This window comes from Pseudomonas sp. AC172, assembly GCF_979258595.1.
Genome location: NZ_OZ409868.1, coordinates 3,349,304 through 3,366,656, shown reverse-complemented (window position 1 = coordinate 3,366,656; position 17,353 = coordinate 3,349,304). Strand labels below are relative to the sequence as shown.

Genomic DNA, 17,353 nt, shown 5'->3' with positions numbered 1-17,353 from the left:
AGTCTTGAATGCCGGAATTGAAAACCCGCTGGGATATTTTCTGCACCGTCGTCGACAACTTTGGTGATATCGGTGTGACCTGGCGTCTGGCCCGACAACTGGCGGCCGAGCACGGTCTGGCGGTGCGCCTGTGGGTCGATGATCTGCGCGCATTCGAACGCATTTGCCCCGAGATCGATATCAACGCGGCAGAGCAATCCCAGCAGGGTGTCGAAGTGCGCCACTGGCCGGCCGAGTGGTCGCACAGCGACGCCGCCGATGTGGTAATCGCCGCGTTTGCCTGTCAGTTGCCTACTGACTATATGGAGGCGATGGCCGTGCGCGAACAGCCGCCGCTGTGGATGAACCTCGACTATCTCAGCGCTGAAGACTGGGTAATCGGCTGTCACGGGTTGCCGTCGGTCAAATACAAAACGGTGCAGAAGTTCTTCTTCTTTCCGGGATTTCAACCGGGTACTGGCGGGCTGTTGCGTGAGCGAGGACTGCTCGAGCAGCGTCAGCAATTTCAGCAGGATACCGAGGCTCAGCGCCAGTTCCTGCAAGGTCTCGGGATCGATCCTGCACCTGACGCCCAGATGATATCGCTATTTGCCTACGAGAATGCCGGGCTGGCCAGTTGGCTGGACGTTTTGGCGGCGGACGCTGCACCGACTCATCTGCTGGTGCCAGAAGGGCGGATTCTTGGCGATGTGGCGCGCTGGCTGGAGGTGGAAGCCCTGGCGGTCGGTGCGATTCATCTGCGTCAGTCGCTCACCGTGCAAGTGCTGCCGTTCGTCCGACAGGATCAATATGATCACTTGCTCTGGTGCTGCGATTTCAATGCGGTGCGCGGTGAAGATTCGTTTGTCCGCGCGCAATGGGCGGGGCGGCCGATGCTCTGGCACATCTACCAGCAGGACGAAGACATCCATCTGGACAAGCTCGACGCCTTTCTTGCGCTGTATACGAAAAGGCTCTCGCCGGCTGCTGCCGAGGCGATGAACGGTCTCTGGCGCGCCTGGAGTGCCGGTCAGCCTATCGGCGAACACTGGCTCGCAGCGCGTAATCATTGGCCAGAACTGCAGGAAAATGCCGAAGCGTGGTGTCTGGAACAAGGCTTGCAGGCCGATCTTGCCGCAGCGCTGGTACAGTTTTACCTAAATTGGATATGATACGCGGCCTAGATTTTTGTAAATCCCATCCAAATTCGGATATTCGCAATGAAAACTGGTAAAGAACTGAAACCCGGTACCGTGATCCGTCTCGAGAACGATCCTTGGCTGGTTCAGAAAGCTGAATTCACCAAGTCGGGCCGTAACAGCGCGATCATGAAGACCAAGCTGAAAAACCTGCTGACCGGTTACAAGACCGAGATCGTTTACAGCGCTGACGACAAACTGGACGACGTAATCCTCGACCGCAAGGAAGCGACCCTGTCCTTCATCAGCGGCGACACCTACACGTTCATGGACACCACTGACTACACCATGTACGAGCTGAACGCTGAAGACATCGAAGCTGTTCTGCCTTTCGTTGAAGAAGGCATGACCGATGTTTGCGAAGCGATCTTCTTCGAAGAGCGTCTGGTTTCCGTAGAGCTGCCGACCACCATCGTGCGCGTAGTTGACTACACCGAAGGTTCGGCTCGCGGCGACACTTCCGGCAAAGTCATGAAGCCAGCCAAGCTGGCCAACGGTACTGAGCTGCAAGTTGCTGACTTCATCGAAATCGGTGACAAGATCGAAATCGACACCCGCGAAGGCGGTTCCTACAAAGGCCGTGCCAAATAAGCATTGCTTTTTGCGGAAAGAAAAAGCCCGACCATTGAGTCGGGCTTTTTTGTGCCTGTGATTTCACATTCAACACCGACCCCTGTGGGAGCGAGCCTGCTCGCGAATGCGCCGTGTCATCCAATGAAGCGTTGTCTGACTGGACGCTTTCGCGATCAGGCGCGCTCCCACAGGGGATTTGTGTCTGGCTTCAAACAGTGACGTGCAGGCGTACATCAACATTGCCACGGGTGGCGTTGGAGTACGGGCAGACCTGGTGCGCTGCTTCAACCAGTGATTGTGCGTCGGCTTGTTCCAGGCCCGGCAGGCTGATGTGCAGGTCGATGTCCAGACCGAAGCCGCCAGGAATCTGGCCGATACCGACGTGGGCGGTGATCGAGGCATCGTCAGGGATTTTGCGTTTGGTCTGGCTGGCGACGAATTTCAGAGCGCCGATGAAGCAGGCCGAGTAGCCGGCAGCGAACAGTTGCTCAGGGTTGGTCGCAGCGCCGCCGGCACCGCCGAGTTCTTTCGGGGTGGCGAGTTTGACGTCGAGGATGTTGTCGCTGGAGATCGCACGACCATCACGGCCGCCAGTGGAGGTTGCGATTGCGGTGTAGAGAGTTTGCATGGTGTGAGCCTCATTGAGTGTGGTTGTGTGCGCTAATTGTTTGCGCGATAAGTAAGTGCGAGATAAATGTATCGCGCGAATATTTAGTGCGCAAGATAAATTTTTGAGAAATGTACGCTTTGACGAGGGGTGGGGATGGGAGATGGCCTATAAGGCTTGATTTAGAGCGGTTTGTGCAGCAGATCAGTTGTTGAAAAATATTGTGCTGGCGATGAAATCAACGTGGGAGCGAGTCTGCTCGCGAATGGAATCTCTCATTCACCAAACAAGTGGCTGACAGACCGGATTCGCGAGCAGGCTCGCTCCCACAAGGGACAGCATCGGGTTTAGATCAGGCTTTCTTGCAGATGGCTGCGTAGCGCCTGCAACTCTGATTGCAGCTTTTGCAGGCGTTCCAAGGTGAAGCCGCTGGCGCCAAGGATGCATTGTGGAACGGTCTGGGCTTTTTCTTTCAACGCCCGGCCTTGCTCGGTCAGCTCGACAATCACCACCCGCTCATCCTCACGACTGCGTGTGCGGCTGAGCAAGCCTTCGCCTTCCAGTCGTTTGAGCAGCGGTGTCAGCGAGCCGGGATCGGTCAACAGGCGCGTGCTGATTTCTCCGACAGTCAAACCATCCTTCTCCCACAGCACCATCATCGCCAGGTACTGCGGGTAGGTCAGATTCAAGGCTTGCAGCAGCGGCTTGTAGACCTTGGTCATCATCAGCGAAGTGGAATGCAGAGCGAAGCAGGCCTGGTTGTCCAGCAGCAGGTCGTCGCAGGTGTCACGTTCGGAAGTCATGTCAAAAGCCTTGTTCGGTAATGGTCATGAATCTAGCGCTCGAATCTTTAATGCGCCAGATAATTTTCCGCCGCTAGTGCCGTCCCAGATCTCGCTGCAATGCCAGATCCCAGGGCGGCACAGGACTGAAGCGGGTCTTGAGATATTCCAGAAGCAGGCGGCTGCGCGAGTTGGTTTGTTGCTCCATGCGCAGCGCGTAGATACCGGTGGACTCCGGGGTCGGCAGGCCGTTTTCGCAGAACAACGGCAGCAATTCGCCGCGCAGCAGGTATTCGCTGGCCAGCCACGTCGGCAGATGCGCGATGCCCAACCCGGCGAGGGCGCCACACACCAGCGCTTCGGCATTGTTGGCGCTCATGCGGATGCGCGCCGGGCGGTGCAATTGCATCTGCCCGTCCTGTTCGAAACGCCAAGCGAAGGGCGGGGCAAGGCCTTCCCAATCCAGACCATCATGTTCATGCAACTGCGCGGGCGTGTTTGGTATGCCTCGACGCTGGAGATAGTCGGCGCTGGCGCAGGCAATGCGCACCATACTCGCTAAGGGCGTGGCCACCAGCCGGGTATCTGCCATCTGCCCGGCGCGCAGCACCAGATCGACTTTGCCCAGGTTCGAGCCGCCCATGTCGACGAAACTGTCGATCAGATGCAGTTGCACATCGAGCCCCGGGTAGAGGACGAGAAAGTCAGCAATCACCGGCGCCAGATGCCGTCGTCCAAACGCTGCGGGTGCATCGATGCGGATCAGGCCTTCTGGCGCACTGCTCAGCGATACGGCTTCGGCTCGGGCCAGTTGCAATTCGGCAACGATCCGCCGAGCACGTTCGGCAAACGCCAGGCCGGCGGGTGTCGCTCGTACGGCATGGGTGCTGCGAACAAATAACTGGCTGCCAACGGCGCTTTCCAGGCTGTCGATCCGTCGAGCGACGGCCGAGGGTGTCAGTGGATGAAGGCGCGAAGCGGCAGAAAAACTGCCGCTCTCCAGCACATCAAGAAACAGCCCGAGTTGATCGGTCAATTGATTGGGATTCATATCGGCTCAACGCTTGTGCGGGATCGGCATAGCCATTGTGCGTTGCTGTGCGTTTCCACGCCAGCCATGACTGCGTAGGATGAATCGCCTGACGTAAGAGGAATTTAGCTGTGATGGAGTTTTTGTTGTACCTGCTGTTTGGCGCTGCGCTTGGCACACTCGGCGGCATCTTCGGCATCGGCGGCGGCTTGATCGCCATTCCGTTGCTCGGCGTGTGGTTTGGTCTCGATCAGCAAATCGCCCAAGGCACGGCGCTGGTCATGGTGGTACCGAACGTGATGCTGGCGCTGTGGCGTTATCACCAGCGCAATCGCATCGAACTGCGGCACGCGTTGCCCTTGGCGGTGATGGGCTTCTGCTTTGCGTGGATCGGTTCGATCTGGGCGGTGGGCATTGATGCGCAAACCATGCGCATCGGCTTTGTCGGATTTCTGGTGGTGCTCTCGATCTACAACCTGTTGAAGATGTTCGGCAAGCAACCCGCTGCGACTTCAGAGATGCGCTATTCCTGGCCGTGGCTTGGCGTGCTTGGCGCGGCGTCCGGGACCATGGGCGGTTTATTCGGTGTCGGCGGCGCGGTGGTGGCAACGCCGGTGCTGACCAGCCTGTTCGGCACCACGCAAGTGGTTGCTCAAGGCTTGTCGCTGGCGCTGGCCTTGCCAAGCACCGGCGTGACCCTGGTGACTTATGCGGTGCACCAGGAAGTGGACTGGATGATCGGCCTGCCGCTGGCGATCGGTGGTCTGGCGAGCATCAGTTGGGGCGTGAAAGTCGCCCACGCCATGCCGGAAAAAATCCTGCGCGGGCTGTTCTGCGGTTTTCTGGTGCTGTGTGCGGTGATGCTCGCGTTTAAAGTTTGAAGCCTTCGACGATGTGCTCGGCCAGACACTCGGTGATCGGCGACGGATTGTTCAGGTTGCGGATCAGCATGATGCTGGCTTCGGGTAACAGCGGCAGATCTTCGGCGGCGCCAAGGATGCGCATGTCCGGGGTGATCAGGCTTTCCAGTTGCGCGGTGATCGCCAGACCCGCGCTCACCACCGCCATCAGCGCCGACAGGCTGGTACTGTTGTAGGCGATGCGGTATTCGCGGCCCATCGCGTCCAGCGCGTTACAGGCCCACAAGCGGCAGAAACAATCACTGTTGAACATCGCCAAGGGCAGCGGCGTTTGCTCGTGGGCACTGAAGTTCTGCGCTTCGGCCCAGACGAAACGCTCCTTGCGCAGCAACTGGCCGATCTCGTTGCCCGGTTCGCGGGTAACGATCGACAGGTCCAGATCAGTGCGTTGCAACAGTTGTTTGGTCGACTCGCAGTGCACTTCGATCTGGATCAACGGATAGAACTGCGCAAACCGCGACAGAATCCCCGGCAGAAAACGCATCACGTAATCATCCGGGGTGCCAATGCGCACCGTGCCGACCATGTGCGGCTCGCGCAGGGTGTTGAACACTTCACTGTGCAACTTGAGGATGCGCCGCGCGTAACCGAGCAGCACCTGGCCTTCAGCGGTCAGGCGCACTTGGCGCCCATCGCGCTCGAACAATTGACGCTGCAACACGTCTTCTTCCAGGCGCTTCATCTGCATGCTCACCGCTGATTGCGTGCGGTTGACCATTTCGCCGGCGCGGGTGAACCCACCCTGATCAGCAATGGCGACAAAGGTGCGCAGAACATCGGTATCGATACTGGGGTAGGCCGACAATTGATGAATCTCCGTGATGCATGCCATCAGAAACATTCGTTGGATTGATCTTAGCGCCGGCGCGAGACTTGAGCCATCCACAAAGGAGGCAACACGATGAAAGGTCAAAGAGAGTACGTAGACGAATCAAAATTTTCCGGCCACGGCCATATCGTTTCCGACCTGCTGCACAAGTTTAGCCGCTGGTACGAACTGCACCGTGAACGCGAGTTGCTTGCCAGCCTGAGTGACGAAGCGTTGAAGGACATCGGTGTCAGTCGTGCCGACGTTGAACACGAAGCCGTGCGGCCGTTCTGGGATGACCCGATGCATAAATGACCCCCTGCATAAATGATGAGCAGAGCGCTACACAAACCAACTTCCGGTGAGGTAGGTTGCGAGCAGACAAGGAGATGCTCATGCCCGCAACAGTATCCTTTTCCCTCAAACAGGCACGACGTCTGGCGCTGGCGGCCCAAGGCTTCAACGGGCGCCAGCCGCCGACCGTCAAGGCTGCGCACGTCAACCGGCTGATCGAACGGCTGGGCGTGCTGCAGATCGACTCCGTCAACGCCGTGGTGCGCTCGCACTACCTGCCGCTGTTTTCCCGTCTCGGTTCCTATTCTTCCGACTTGCTCGACCAGGCTGCCTGGAGTTCGGGGCGACGTCGTACGCTTTTTGAATACTGGGGACATGAAGCGTCGTTGCTGCCGCTGTCGATGTATCCGTTGATGGCGTGGCGCATGCAGCGAGCCAGGCGCGGCGAGGATATCTATCAGCAACTGGCGAAATTCGGTCGCGAGCAGCAGGACGTGGTTCGCCGGGTGTTGAGTTCGGTCGAAGAGCAGGGCGCGTTGGGTGCCGGCAGCCTGTCGACTCGCGAAGACAAGGCCGGACCGTGGTGGGACTGGAGCGCGGAAAAGCATGCGCTGGAGTGGTTGTTTGCGGCCGGTGAAGTGACGGTGGCGGGGCGGCGTGGTTTTGAGCGTTTGTATGACTTGCCGGAGCGGGTGATTCCGACTTCAATTCTGCAACAGGCATTGCCTGATGAGGCCGAGGCACAGCGTGGTCTGTTGCTGCACGCGACGCAGGCCTTGGGCGTCGGTACTGAAAAAGACCTGCGTGATTACTTTCGTCTGAATCCGGCGGATGCGCGTCCGCGTCTGGCGGAGTTGGTCGAGGCCGAGCAACTGCAGATGTGCGAAGTCGCCGGTTGGCGGCAGATCGCCTATTGCTTGCCGGAGCCGAAATTCCCACGCAAGGTGTTGGCCAGTGCGTTGTTATCGCCGTTTGATTCGTTGATCTGGGAACGCAGCCGGACTGAGCGCTTGTTCGACTTTCGCTATCGACTGGAGATTTATACGCCGCAGGACAAGCGGGTTTACGGCTATTACGTGCTGCCGTTCTTGCACAACGAGCGGATTGCTGCGCGGGTCGATTTGCGCGCCGAGCGGGCGGCGGGGCAGTTGGCGGTGCATGCGGTGCACGAGGAAGAGCCGGGGCTGGATGAGGAAGGGATGTCGGCGCTGGCCGTGAATTTGCGGCGGACGGCAGATTGGCTGGGGCTTGCGCGGGTGCAGTTGAATTGTCAGCGCGAGAGTGCGGCGCGGTTGCGGGTGGCATTGGCACAGATTGGGTGCGACTGACCTTACGCCATCGCTGGCAAGCCAGACTCCCACAGTGTCCGCGTCGTACACATATTTTGTGATCGACGCGATCACTGTGGGAGCCTGGCTTGCCAGCGATGAGGCCAGTTAAAGCGATAAAGATGTCGAATCTTAGCGGCGAACCTGCTTCAGCGTTTCGGCAATCAAAAACGCCAACTCCAGCGACTGATCGGCATTCATCCGTGGATCACAGTGAGTGTGATAGCGATCCGACAACCCGTCTTCAGTAATCGGTCGTGCGCCACCGATGCACTCGGTGACATTCTGCCCGGTCATCTCGATATGAATGCCGCCGGCGTAGCTGCCTTCGGCTTCGTGCACCTGGAAGAACTGTTTAACTTCACCGAGGATCTGCGCAAAGTCGCGGGTCTTGTAGCCGCTGCTGGCTTTGATGGTGTTGCCGTGCATCGGGTCGGAGCTTCCACAGCACTTGCTTGCCCTCACGCTGCACTGCCCGGATCAATGCTGGCAGATGATCACCGACGTTGTTCGCGCCCATCCGCGCAATCAGGTTCAGACGGCCCGGATCGTTGTCCGGGTTGAGCACGTCGATCAGGCGGATCAGGTCGTCCGGGTTCATGCTCGGGCCGACCTTGACGCCGATCGGGTTGTTCACCCCGCGCAGGAATTCGACATGCGCGCCGTCGAGTTGACGGGTACGGTCGCCGATCCACAGCATGTGCGCCGAGCAATCGTAGTAATCGTTAGTCAGGCTGTCGCGACGCACGAAGGCTTCTTCGTAGTTCAACAGCAACGCTTCGTGGGCGGTGAAGAAACTGGTTTCGCGCAGTTGCGGCGAGCTGTCCATGCCACAGGCGCGCATGAAGGCCAGGGTTTCATCGATGCGGTCGGCCAAGTGGCTGTACTTCTCCGCCAGCGCCGAATTGGCGATGAAATCGAGGTTCCACTTGTGCACCTGATGCAGATCGGCAAAGCCGCCCTGAGCGAATGCCCGCAGCAGGTTCAGTGTTGCGGTGGACTGCTGATAGGACTGCAGCAGACGTTCCGGATCCGGCACGCGGCTCTTTTCGTCGAAGCCGATGCCGTTGACGATGTCGCCGCGATAGGCGGGCAGTGTCACGCCGTCGATGGTCTCGTCATTGGCTGAGCGCGGTTTGGCGAACTGACCGGCCATGCGCCCGACCTTGACCACCGGGCAACCGGCGGCGAAGGTCATGACGATCGCCATTTGCAGCAACACTTTGAACGTGTCGCGAATCTTCGCTGCCGAGAACTCGGCAAAGCTTTCGGCGCAATCGCCGCCCTGCAACAGGAATGCCCGGCCCTGAGTGACCTCGGCAAACTGACGGCGCAGCTCCCGCGCTTCGCCGGCAAACACCAGTGGCGGGTAACTGGCAAGGGTTTGCTCGACCTGACGCAGGTGCGCGGCGTCGGGGTATTGCGGTTGTTGCTGGATCGGCAAGGCGCGCCAGCTGTCAGGGCTCCACGGTTGGCTCATCACGTTCTCTAAGATTCTATGCACGGAAGGCTCATGGTAGCAGTAATTAGTGCGTGACCTGCTCCCGCCCCATCGCTGACAATCGCCGCTTTGCCACGGCGCCAAAGCGGTGCCATCGCGTCACCGCGCCCGGTGACCATCAGGAGACGAAATGACTGAGGAGCGCGTCGAGCATCTGCTCGCCGAAGTACAGGATGAGTTCGGCGTGATTCGCGTGCTGGAAGTGGCTGATTACCGCTTTCTCGAGTTCGGCGATGCGATTGAGCAGAGCTGCGTGTTCACGGCTGATCCGAGCTGGCTCGAATACGATTACACCCGGGCGATGCTGATCGGTGCGTTGTGCCATGAGCAGCCGGAGAGTGCGCTGTTTCTCGGGCTGGGTGCCGGCACGCTGACGCAAGCCTGTCTCAAGTTCCTCCCGCTGGACGATGTCGAAGCCATTGAACTGCGTCCGGATGTGCCGCGTCTGGCCATCGAATACCTTGGGCTGGACGATGACCCACGGCTGTATATTCGCGTCGGCGATGCGCTGGAGTTGCTGCCGAGCGCTGAACCGGCGGATCTGATTTTCGTCGACCTGTATACCGATGTCGGCCCGGGTGTCGGCCATCTGGCCTGGAGTTTCCTCGGCGACTGCCAGAAGCGTCTGAATCCGGGCGGCTGGCTGGTGATCAATCAGTGGGCCACCGATGATGGCAAGCCGTTGGGCGCGGCGTTGTTGCGCGGGCTCTATCACCGCCATTACTGGGAGCTGCCGGTGAAGGAGGGCAACGTGATTCTGATTGTGCCGGCGGATCTCGATCAGGTGCTGGACACGCAGGCGCTGACCGCGCGGGCTGAAGCCTTGGCGCCGCGGTTGGGGTATTCGTTGCAGTCGTTGATCAATGCGATTCGCCCGGCTACATGAGTTGTCAGTGATGGCCCCTTCGCGAGCAAGCTCGCTCCCACAGGGTCAGCGTCGGTCACAAAATCCGTGAACGACGTGGTCACTGTGGGAGCGAGCTTGCTCGCGAAGGGGCCTCAAGACCCCCACAGATTCATATTCCTTTGAAGATGCCGGGTCGCCGCTCCACCAGCGAGCGCACCCCTTCCTTGGCATCCTCACTCGCCAACAACTTCTTCACCAGCGCCGGCAAACCTTGCGCCGCCGCCGTTTCACCCTCATACCGCGCCTGCCGCGCCGACATCAACGTCGCCTGCACGCCCAATGGCGCCTGCCGGGCAATCCGCTCAGCCAACTCAATCGCCCTCGGCAACAGGTCTTCACTGGCCATGACTTCCTGCACCAACCCCAGATGCAAGGCATCGTGCGCATCAAACTCATCCCCGGTCAGCAACCAGCGCATCGCATTGCCCCATCCGGCGACTTGATGAAAACGTAAAGTCGCGCCACCAAAAGGAAAAATCCCACGCTGCACTTCCATTTGTGCAAAGCGGGTATTGCTCGCGCACAGGTTAATGTCGGCGGCCAGCATCAACTCGATGCCAATGGTCAGGCAATAACCTTGCGCGGCGACAATCACCGGTTTGCTCACCCGTGGTCCGACGAAAACACCCCACGGGTCGCAGCCGCCGGTCGGAACCTGCCAGCCTTGGGCGAGGGCGGAGCTGGCATTGACCAGATCCAGACCGGCGGTAAAGTGTTCGCCGTGGCCGAACACTATCGCCACCCGCGCTTCACTGTCCGCCTCGAACTCGCCATAGGCCAGGCTCAGGTCATTCAGCAGGTTGAGGTCGAAAGCATTGCGCTTGGCCGCTCGATCAAGGCCGATCAGGTGGACGTGACCACGGCGTTCACGGCTGACGCCGCCGGGGCAGGGCTGATTCATGGCTGGATCCTCGGGCAGGAAGGGCGGGTGCAGCGACGGAATGCCGCATGTCGATGAATCGTTTAAGCGTCATCGCCCGCAGGGCCGGGCCTTTGAAAAATAGACCTTGGCGCGATTATCCGCAAAACCCCGTTACACAGCGGTGACACAGGTATTTTGGCAATAAAAAAAGCTCCCTTTTTTGGCAAAATCCGGTATAGTGCGCGCCGGCCTTTAACCGGGCCGCGTTTAGGTAGCGCAATTTCCCGAAGTCAGCTTCGGCTGCACGTCCGCATTGCGGGCTCTTCCCGGACGATTCTTTTTTTCATTCATTCGTTTTCGCAAATCCCCGCCGACAAAGCTGCCAGGGCGACTCTTGAGTCTCAACACGGCATGCGCAGCTTTGGAGCATGGGTCTTTGCGGATGCACTTAGAGGCAGACCCATGACCCAGGAAACCGGCGGATTCGCCGCTTTTAATCTTAACCCGAATATTCTTGCAGCCGTCGCAGCGACCGGCTACGAAGAGCCTTCGGCGATTCAGCAGCAATCGATCCCGATCATCATGGCCGGCCAGGACATGATTGGCCAGGCGCAAACCGGTACCGGTAAAACCGCCGCGTTCGCATTGCCTATCCTGCACCGCATCGATCCTGCCAAGCGCGAACCGCAAGCCCTGATCCTGGCGCCAACTCGTGAGTTGGCGCTGCAAGTAGCAACCGCTTTTGAAACCTACGCCAAGCAAATGCCGGGCGTTACCGTTGTGGCCGTTTACGGCGGCGCGCCGATGGGCCCACAATTGAAAGCAATCCGTAATGGTGCACAGATCGTTGTCGCCACTCCGGGCCGTCTGTGCGACCACCTGCGTCGTGACGAAAAAGTGCTGTCGACCGTGAACCACCTGGTTCTCGACGAAGCTGACGAAATGTTGAAACTGGGCTTCATGGATGACCTGGAAGTCATCTTCAAGGCGCTGCCATCGACCCGTCAGACCGTTTTGTTCTCGGCTACCCTGCCGCAGTCGATCCGCGCCATTGCCGAACGCCATCTGCGCGATCCGCAACACGTGAAGATCCAGACCAAGACCCAGACCGTTACCGCGATCGAACAGGCTCACCTGTTGGTTCACGCTGACCAGAAGACTTCGGCCGTTCTCAGCTTGCTGGAAGTGGAAGATTTCGACGCGCTGATCATGTTCGTGCGCACCAAGCAAGCGACCCTGGATCTGGCCAGCGCTCTCGACGCCAAAGGCTATAAAGCTGCAGCGCTGAACGGTGACATCGCCCAGAACCAGCGTGAGCGCGTGATCGACTCGCTGAAAGATGGCCGTCTGGACATCGTTGTCGCGACCGACGTTGCTGCCCGTGGTCTGGACGTTCCGCGCATCACTCACGTGTTCAACGTTGACATGCCGTACGATCCGGAATCCTACGTTCACCGTATCGGCCGTACTGGCCGTGCCGGTCGCGAAGGTCGTGCACTGCTGCTGGTGACTCCACGTGAGCGCCGCATGCTGCAAGTGATCGAGCGTGTAACCGGTCAGAAAGTTGCCGAAGTACGCCTGCCGGACGCTCAAGCTGTTCTCGATGCGCGCATCAAGAAACTGACCAACAGCCTGTCGCCGCTGGTCGCTGATGCCGAATCGACTCACGGTGAACTGCTGGATCGTCTGACTGCAGACATCGGCTGCACTCCGCGTGCTCTGGCTGCTGCGCTGCTGCGCAAAGCCACCAACGGTCAAGCGCTGAACCTGGCGGCGATCGAGAAGGAACGTCCACTGGTGCCGAACAACGCACCGCGTGGCGACCGTCCTGAGCGCACCGGTGATCGTCCTGATCGTGGTGACCGCGAGCGTCGCGCGCCAATGCCGCTGGGCGAAGGCCGTGCTCGTTGCCGTACCGCGCTGGGTGCGCGTGACGGTATCGCTGCGAAAAACCTGCTGGGCGCCATCCTCAACGAAGGCGGTCTGGCCCGTGAAGCGATCGGTCGCATCCAGGTGCGTGACAGCTTCAGCCTCGTCGAGCTGCCGGAAGATGGTCTGGACAAACTCCTGACCAAACTGAAGGACACTCGCGTTGCTGGCAAGCAGTTGAAACTGCGTCGCTACCGCGAAGATTGATCCGCCTCTGGGCTGATTGATCGCACATAAAAAATCCCCGACTGGTTCGGGGATTTTTTTTGCCTGCTTTTTTGCCTTTGTGGGAGCGAGCCTGCACGCGAAGGCATCAACCGAAACGATAAATATCCATGCCCAGCGCACCCATCGTGAATCCTTTGTGCGCCACGCTGAACTCACCGCCCGCACCCCGCGCGAAATACAGCGGCAACAAATGCTCATCACTCGGATGACTGCGCACCGCATTCGGCGCCTGCTGGCGATAATCATGCAGCGCCGCCTCATCGTCGGCCGCCAACTTCTCGATCACCCAGTCACGGAAATCCCGCGCCCACGGCTCGACACTTTCCGGGCCGGCGTGCCAGTCGAGTTCACGCAGGTTGTGGGTGATGCTGCCAGAGCCGATCAGCAAAATGCCTTGATCACGCAGACTCGCCAGCGCGCGGCCGACCCGGGTTTGCAGCGCCGGGCCAGCGCGACTCGGCAGCGATACCTGCACCACTGGAATATCCGCCTGGGGGTACATCAGCGACAACGGCACCCAAACCCCATGATCGAAAGGACGTTGCGGATCGAGGCGGGCAGGCAGGTTATTGGCAGTCAGCAAATCAGCCACTTGGGCAGCCAGTTGCGGATTGCCCGGCGCCGGGTACTGCACTTCAAACAACGCACGCGGAAAGCCGCCGAAGTCGTGCCAGGTTTCCGGTTGCGTATTACTGCTGACCAGCAATTCGTGGCTTTCCCAATGCGCAGAAACAATCACGATGGCTTTGGGCTTCGGTAATTCGGCGGCCAGACGCGCCAGCGCCGGGCCACTGGCGCCTGGTTCCAGCGCCAGCATGGGCGAACCATGGGAAATAAACAGGCTGGGAAACATGATGGGTTCCTGAGCGTTAAGATGGCCTCATCTTCATTCAGATCATTGATCTAAATCTAATATAAGTTTTAACGCTTTTTGATCGAATTATTGGGAGTGATACATGCAACCTGAGTTTTGGCGCAAGAAGTGGGAGTCAGGGCAGATCGGTTTTCACCTGGCGGAAGTGAATCCGTATCTGCAGCGGCACTGGGCGGTAGCGGCAACGGCGCGAGTGCTCGTGCCTTTGTGTGGGAAAAGTCTGGATCTGGCGTGGCTGGCTGGGCGTGGTCATCAGGTGCTTGGGGTCGAGCTGTCGGAAAAGGCGATTGAAGACTTTTTCAGCGAGCATCAGGTACTGCCGCAGATCAGCCAGAAGGGCGCGTTCAAGGTCTATAGCAGTGACGCTATCGAACTGTGGTGTGGTGACTTCTTCGCGCTGACGGCGAGCGATGTGGCTGATTGCACCGCTTTGTATGACCGCGCCGCGCTGATCGCCTTGCCGGCGCCGATGCGTGAGCGTTACGCGGCGCATCTTCAGCAGATCCTGGCGCAGGGTGTGGAGGGGGTGCTGATCACGCTGGATTACGATCAGGCGCAGATGCCCGGGCCACCGTTTGCCGTGGGGGATGATGAAGTGCAGCGCTTGCTCGGGGATGTCTGGCAGGTGCAGGTACTGGAGGAGCAGGATGTGCTGGGGGAGAGCGGGAAGTTCCTTCAGGCTGGCGTGACGCGGCTGGAGGAGCGGGTCTATCGGGTTTCTCCCCGATAGTTTGTTGACGCCTTTACTGGCCTCTTCGCGAGCAAGCTCGCTCCCACAGTGATTTGCGCTGTGTTACAGATCGCCTAAGCACTGCATAACCCTGTGGGAGCGAGCTTGCTCGCGAAGGGGCCGGCGCTGTCGCCGCATAATCCACAGGTATAAAAAAGGCCCGCATCACTGCGGGCCTTTTTCATTGTTACGCCAGTTGGATCAACCGCGACGACGCAGCGCGTCGATACGCTCTTCCAGCGGCGGGTGGCTCATGAACATGCGGGCGAAGCCCTGTTTGATGCCACCGTTGATGCCAAAGGCGTTCAGGGTGTCTGGCATGTGCACCGGCAGGCCCTGTTCGGCGCGCAGGCGTTGCAGTGCGCCGATCATTGCGCTGGTGCCGGCCAGACGTGCGCCGGCTTCGTCGGCACGGAATTCGCGCTTGCGCGAGAACCACATGACGATTGCACTGGCGAGAATGCCCAGTACCAGTTCGGCAAAGATTGTTGCCACGTAGTAGGCGATGCCCTGGCCTTCTTCGTTCTTGAAGATCACTTTGTCGACGAAGTTACCGATGATCCGCGCAAAGAACATCACGAAGGTGTTCACCACGCCTTGAATCAGCGCCAGCGTGACCATGTCGCCGTTGGCCACGTGACCGATTTCGTGGGCCAGTACGGCTTTCACTTCATCGGGCGAGAAACGCTCGAGCAAGCCCTGGCTGACCGCGACCAGCGCGTCGTTCTTATTCCAGCCGGTGGCGAACGCGTTCGCTTCATAGGCCGGGAAAATACCGACTTCGGGCATCTTGATTCCGGCTTCGCGGGACAATTGCTCGACGGTTTGCAGCAGCCATTGCTCATGCCGGGTACGTGGCTGGCTGATGATCTGGGTACCGGTGCTCATCTTCGCCATCCACTTGGAGATGAACAGCGAAAACAGCGAGCCGGCGAAACCAAAGACCGCACAGAAAACCAGCAGCTGACTAAGGTCGAGATCAACCCCGTTGGCCGCCATGAACCCGTTGAAGCCGAACAGGCTCAGGGTGATGCTGGCTATCAGCACGACCGCCAGGTTAGTGGCCAAAAACAGCAGGATGCGCATCATGGTTGTAGAAATCTCCTCAAGCTAAAGATGTAGCGTACTGCGGGGTATATAAGGTGCCGCACCGGGCTATTCAACTGAGTGACTATTTCAAACTGTGTCCTACAGCGGATTCTTCGGTGCTCGGCACATTTCCCACGACAGATAACGATAGGGATGACGGCCAGCCGCGACCCGTCGCCATTACCTTGGGCGCTGGTAAGCGGTATGAATCGCAAGTGTAGAAGGCGTGTGCAGACGCGGAACGCAGAAGTGTTGCTGAATCAGACAGTGCGCAACGTTTGGCCGTTGCGCACTGCTGGCCAGTTACTGGCGGTAGGACTTGAGGAAGTTGCCGATACGGCCGATGGCCATTTCCAGATCGTCGACGCGCGGCAGGGTGACGACGCGGAAGTGATCCGGCCACGGCCAGTTGAACGCCGTGCCTTGCACCACCAGCAGCTTCTCGGAGAGCAGCAGGTCGAGAACGAATTTTTCGTCGTTGTGGATCGGGCAGACTTTCGGATCGATTTTCGGGAACGCATACAGCGCGCCCATCGGCTTGACGCAGCTCACGCCCGGAATATCGTTGAGCAATTCCCAGGTGCGGTTACGCTGCTCCAGCAGGCGACCTTGCGGCAGCACCAGATCGTTGATGCTCTGGTAGCCGCCGAGTGCGGTCTGGATCGCGTGCTGGCTCGGCACGTTGGCGCACAGGCGCATGTTGGCCAGCATGTCGATGCCTTCGATGTAGCTCTGGGCGTTGTGCTTCGGCCCGGAGATGGCGATCCAGCCAGAGCGGAAACCCGCCACACGGTAGGACTTCGACAGACCGTTGAAGGTCAGGCACAGCAAGTCCGGAGCCAGCGACGCGGTGCAGATGTGCACGGCATCGTCATACAGAATCTTGTCGTAGATCTCGTCGGAGAACACCACCAGGTTGTGCGCACGGGCGATTTCCAGCATGCCCAGCAACACTTCCTTCGAATACACCGCGCCGGTCGGGTTGTTCGGGTTGATGATCACCATGGCTTTGGTATTCGGGGTGATCTTGGCCTTGATGTCGGCCAGATCCGGGAACCAGTCGGCGCCTTCGTCGCACAGGTAATGCACGGCGTTACCGCCAGCGAGGCTGACGGCGGCGGTCCACAGCGGATAGTCCGGGGCTGGCACCAGTACTTCGTCGCCGTTATTGAGCAGCGCCTGCAGCGACATCACGATCAGCTCGGAAACGCCGTTGCCCAGGTAGATGTCTTCGATGCCGACACCTTCGACATTCTTTTGCTGGTAGTACTGCATCACCGCTTTGCGCGCGCTGAACAGGCCTTTGGAGTCGCTGTAGCCTTGCGCGGTCGGCAGGTTGCGGATCACATCCTGAAGGATCTCGTCCGGCGCCTCGAAACCAAACGGCGCCGGGTTGCCAATGTTCAGCTTGAGGATGCGCTGGCCTTCCTCTTCCAGTCGTTTGGCGTGCTTGAGCACCGGGCCGCGAATGTCGTAGCAGACGTTGGCGAGCTTGTTCGATTTGCTGAACTGCATGGCGATGTGATCCCGAAAATGAACGATCCAGGCGGCGAATGGACAACCGTGCTGGGATTCCTGTGTTTTCACACAGGCGGACGTCTTGAGCCGTGGCTCCCATAATCCGTTTGAATGCGCCCGGTCTGGCTGCCAGACTGGTGCGTGACGAGGCGCAATCATACGTGCCGCCCGATCCGTGGAAAAGGTACAGATCGG

The 17,353-nt window shown here is 59.3% G+C and carries 16 protein-coding genes and 1 pseudogene; 8 read left to right on the top strand and 9 right to left on the bottom strand.

Going from position 1 to position 17,353, the window contains the following annotated elements; translation table 11 throughout:
* The first annotated feature begins 8 nt into the window (after positions 1-8).
* Complete coding sequence (gene earP / locus ACZ0A4_RS15080) at positions 9-1,151, top strand: elongation factor P maturation arginine rhamnosyltransferase EarP (RefSeq protein WP_463575396.1); 1,143 nt, start codon at positions 9-11, stop codon at positions 1,149-1,151.
* Positions 1,152-1,199: 48 nt separating this feature from the next.
* Complete coding sequence (locus ACZ0A4_RS15075; protein ID WP_007908599.1) at positions 1,200-1,769, top strand: elongation factor P; 570 nt, start codon at positions 1,200-1,202, stop codon at positions 1,767-1,769.
* A gap of 190 nt (positions 1,770-1,959) precedes the next feature.
* Here the strand turns inward: ACZ0A4_RS15075 and ACZ0A4_RS15070 are convergent, their stop codons facing one another.
* From ACZ0A4_RS15070 to ACZ0A4_RS15060, 3 genes are all read right to left on the bottom strand, one after another.
* A complete protein-coding gene (locus ACZ0A4_RS15070; RefSeq protein WP_052964019.1) occupies positions 1,960-2,379 on the bottom strand; it encodes an organic hydroperoxide resistance protein in 420 nt (139 codons plus the stop codon).
* A 326-nt stretch (positions 2,380-2,705) separates the two neighbouring features.
* Positions 2,706-3,161 (bottom strand): MarR family winged helix-turn-helix transcriptional regulator, encoded by a 456-nt coding sequence (locus tag ACZ0A4_RS15065; protein WP_463575395.1) that lies wholly within the window; start codon positions 3,159-3,161, stop codon positions 2,706-2,708.
* A 73-nt stretch (positions 3,162-3,234) separates the two neighbouring features.
* The gene (locus tag ACZ0A4_RS15060; RefSeq protein ID WP_463575394.1) at positions 3,235-4,191 is read right to left on the bottom strand and encodes a LysR family transcriptional regulator; all 957 of its coding nucleotides are present in this window, start codon (positions 4,189-4,191) and stop codon (positions 3,235-3,237) included.
* A 110-nt stretch (positions 4,192-4,301) separates the two neighbouring features.
* Here ACZ0A4_RS15060 and ACZ0A4_RS15055 point away from each other — a divergent pair, with 110 nt between their 5' ends.
* Positions 4,302-5,051 (top strand): sulfite exporter TauE/SafE family protein, encoded by a 750-nt coding sequence (locus ACZ0A4_RS15055; protein ID WP_463575393.1) that lies wholly within the window; start codon positions 4,302-4,304, stop codon positions 5,049-5,051.
* On the opposite strand, the gene ACZ0A4_RS15050 is transcribed toward ACZ0A4_RS15055, so the two are convergent.
* Positions 5,041-5,895, bottom strand: a complete 855-nt coding sequence (locus tag ACZ0A4_RS15050; protein ID WP_007908606.1) for a LysR substrate-binding domain-containing protein — start codon at positions 5,893-5,895, stop codon at positions 5,041-5,043. The two genes, ACZ0A4_RS15055 and ACZ0A4_RS15050, sit on opposite strands and share 11 nt — an antisense overlap.
* Before the next feature lie 96 nt (positions 5,896-5,991).
* Here ACZ0A4_RS15050 and ACZ0A4_RS15045 point away from each other — a divergent pair, with 96 nt between their 5' ends.
* Both ACZ0A4_RS15045 and ACZ0A4_RS15040 read left to right on the top strand, forming a co-directional pair.
* Positions 5,992-6,213 carry a DUF1127 domain-containing protein gene (locus tag ACZ0A4_RS15045; protein WP_007908607.1) on the top strand — a complete coding sequence of 74 codons (222 nt, stop codon included), beginning with the start codon at positions 5,992-5,994 and terminating at the stop codon, positions 6,211-6,213.
* 80 nt (positions 6,214-6,293) lie between these two features.
* Complete coding sequence (locus ACZ0A4_RS15040; RefSeq protein ID WP_463575392.1) at positions 6,294-7,520, top strand: winged helix-turn-helix domain-containing protein; 1,227 nt, start codon at positions 6,294-6,296, stop codon at positions 7,518-7,520.
* A 132-nt stretch (positions 7,521-7,652) separates the two neighbouring features.
* On the opposite strand, the pseudogene ACZ0A4_RS15035 reads toward ACZ0A4_RS15040, so the two are convergent.
* Positions 7,653-9,000, bottom strand: a pseudogene (locus ACZ0A4_RS15035) (class II 3-deoxy-7-phosphoheptulonate synthase).
* Positions 9,001-9,151: 151 nt separating this feature from the next.
* Here ACZ0A4_RS15035 and ACZ0A4_RS15030 point away from each other — a divergent pair.
* Entirely contained in the window at positions 9,152-9,907 is a 756-nt protein-coding gene (locus tag ACZ0A4_RS15030; protein WP_463575391.1) for a spermidine synthase, read from the top strand.
* Positions 9,908-10,037: 130 nt separating this feature from the next.
* On the opposite strand, the gene ACZ0A4_RS15025 is transcribed toward ACZ0A4_RS15030, so the two are convergent.
* Positions 10,038-10,829, bottom strand: a complete 792-nt coding sequence (locus ACZ0A4_RS15025) for a crotonase/enoyl-CoA hydratase family protein (RefSeq protein WP_463575390.1) — start codon at positions 10,827-10,829, stop codon at positions 10,038-10,040.
* Between the two features lie 423 nt (positions 10,830-11,252).
* Between ACZ0A4_RS15025 and ACZ0A4_RS15020 the strand changes: the two genes are divergently transcribed.
* On the top strand, positions 11,253-12,926 hold the full coding sequence (locus tag ACZ0A4_RS15020) for a DEAD/DEAH box helicase (RefSeq protein ID WP_122597121.1): 1,674 nt from the start codon (positions 11,253-11,255) through the stop codon (positions 12,924-12,926).
* A 106-nt stretch (positions 12,927-13,032) separates the two neighbouring features.
* Here the strand turns inward: ACZ0A4_RS15020 and ACZ0A4_RS15015 are convergent, their stop codons facing one another.
* On the bottom strand, positions 13,033-13,800 hold the full coding sequence (locus tag ACZ0A4_RS15015; RefSeq protein ID WP_463575389.1) for a DODA-type extradiol aromatic ring-opening family dioxygenase: 768 nt from the start codon (positions 13,798-13,800) through the stop codon (positions 13,033-13,035).
* Positions 13,801-13,903: 103 nt separating this feature from the next.
* Here ACZ0A4_RS15015 and ACZ0A4_RS15010 point away from each other — a divergent pair, with 103 nt between their 5' ends.
* Positions 13,904-14,551 carry a thiopurine S-methyltransferase gene (locus tag ACZ0A4_RS15010; protein ID WP_463575388.1) on the top strand — a complete coding sequence of 216 codons (648 nt, stop codon included), beginning with the start codon at positions 13,904-13,906 and terminating at the stop codon, positions 14,549-14,551.
* A gap of 201 nt (positions 14,552-14,752) precedes the next feature.
* Here the strand turns inward: ACZ0A4_RS15010 and htpX are convergent, their stop codons facing one another.
* Both htpX and ACZ0A4_RS15000 read right to left on the bottom strand, forming a co-directional pair.
* Positions 14,753-15,640, bottom strand: a complete 888-nt coding sequence (gene htpX, locus ACZ0A4_RS15005; RefSeq protein WP_007908619.1) for a protease HtpX — start codon at positions 15,638-15,640, stop codon at positions 14,753-14,755.
* 303 nt (positions 15,641-15,943) lie between these two features.
* Positions 15,944-17,155, bottom strand: coding sequence for a pyridoxal phosphate-dependent aminotransferase (locus ACZ0A4_RS15000; protein WP_007908620.1), 1,212 nt, complete (start codon positions 17,153-17,155; stop codon positions 15,944-15,946).
* Between the last annotated feature and the right edge of the window lie 198 nt (positions 17,156-17,353).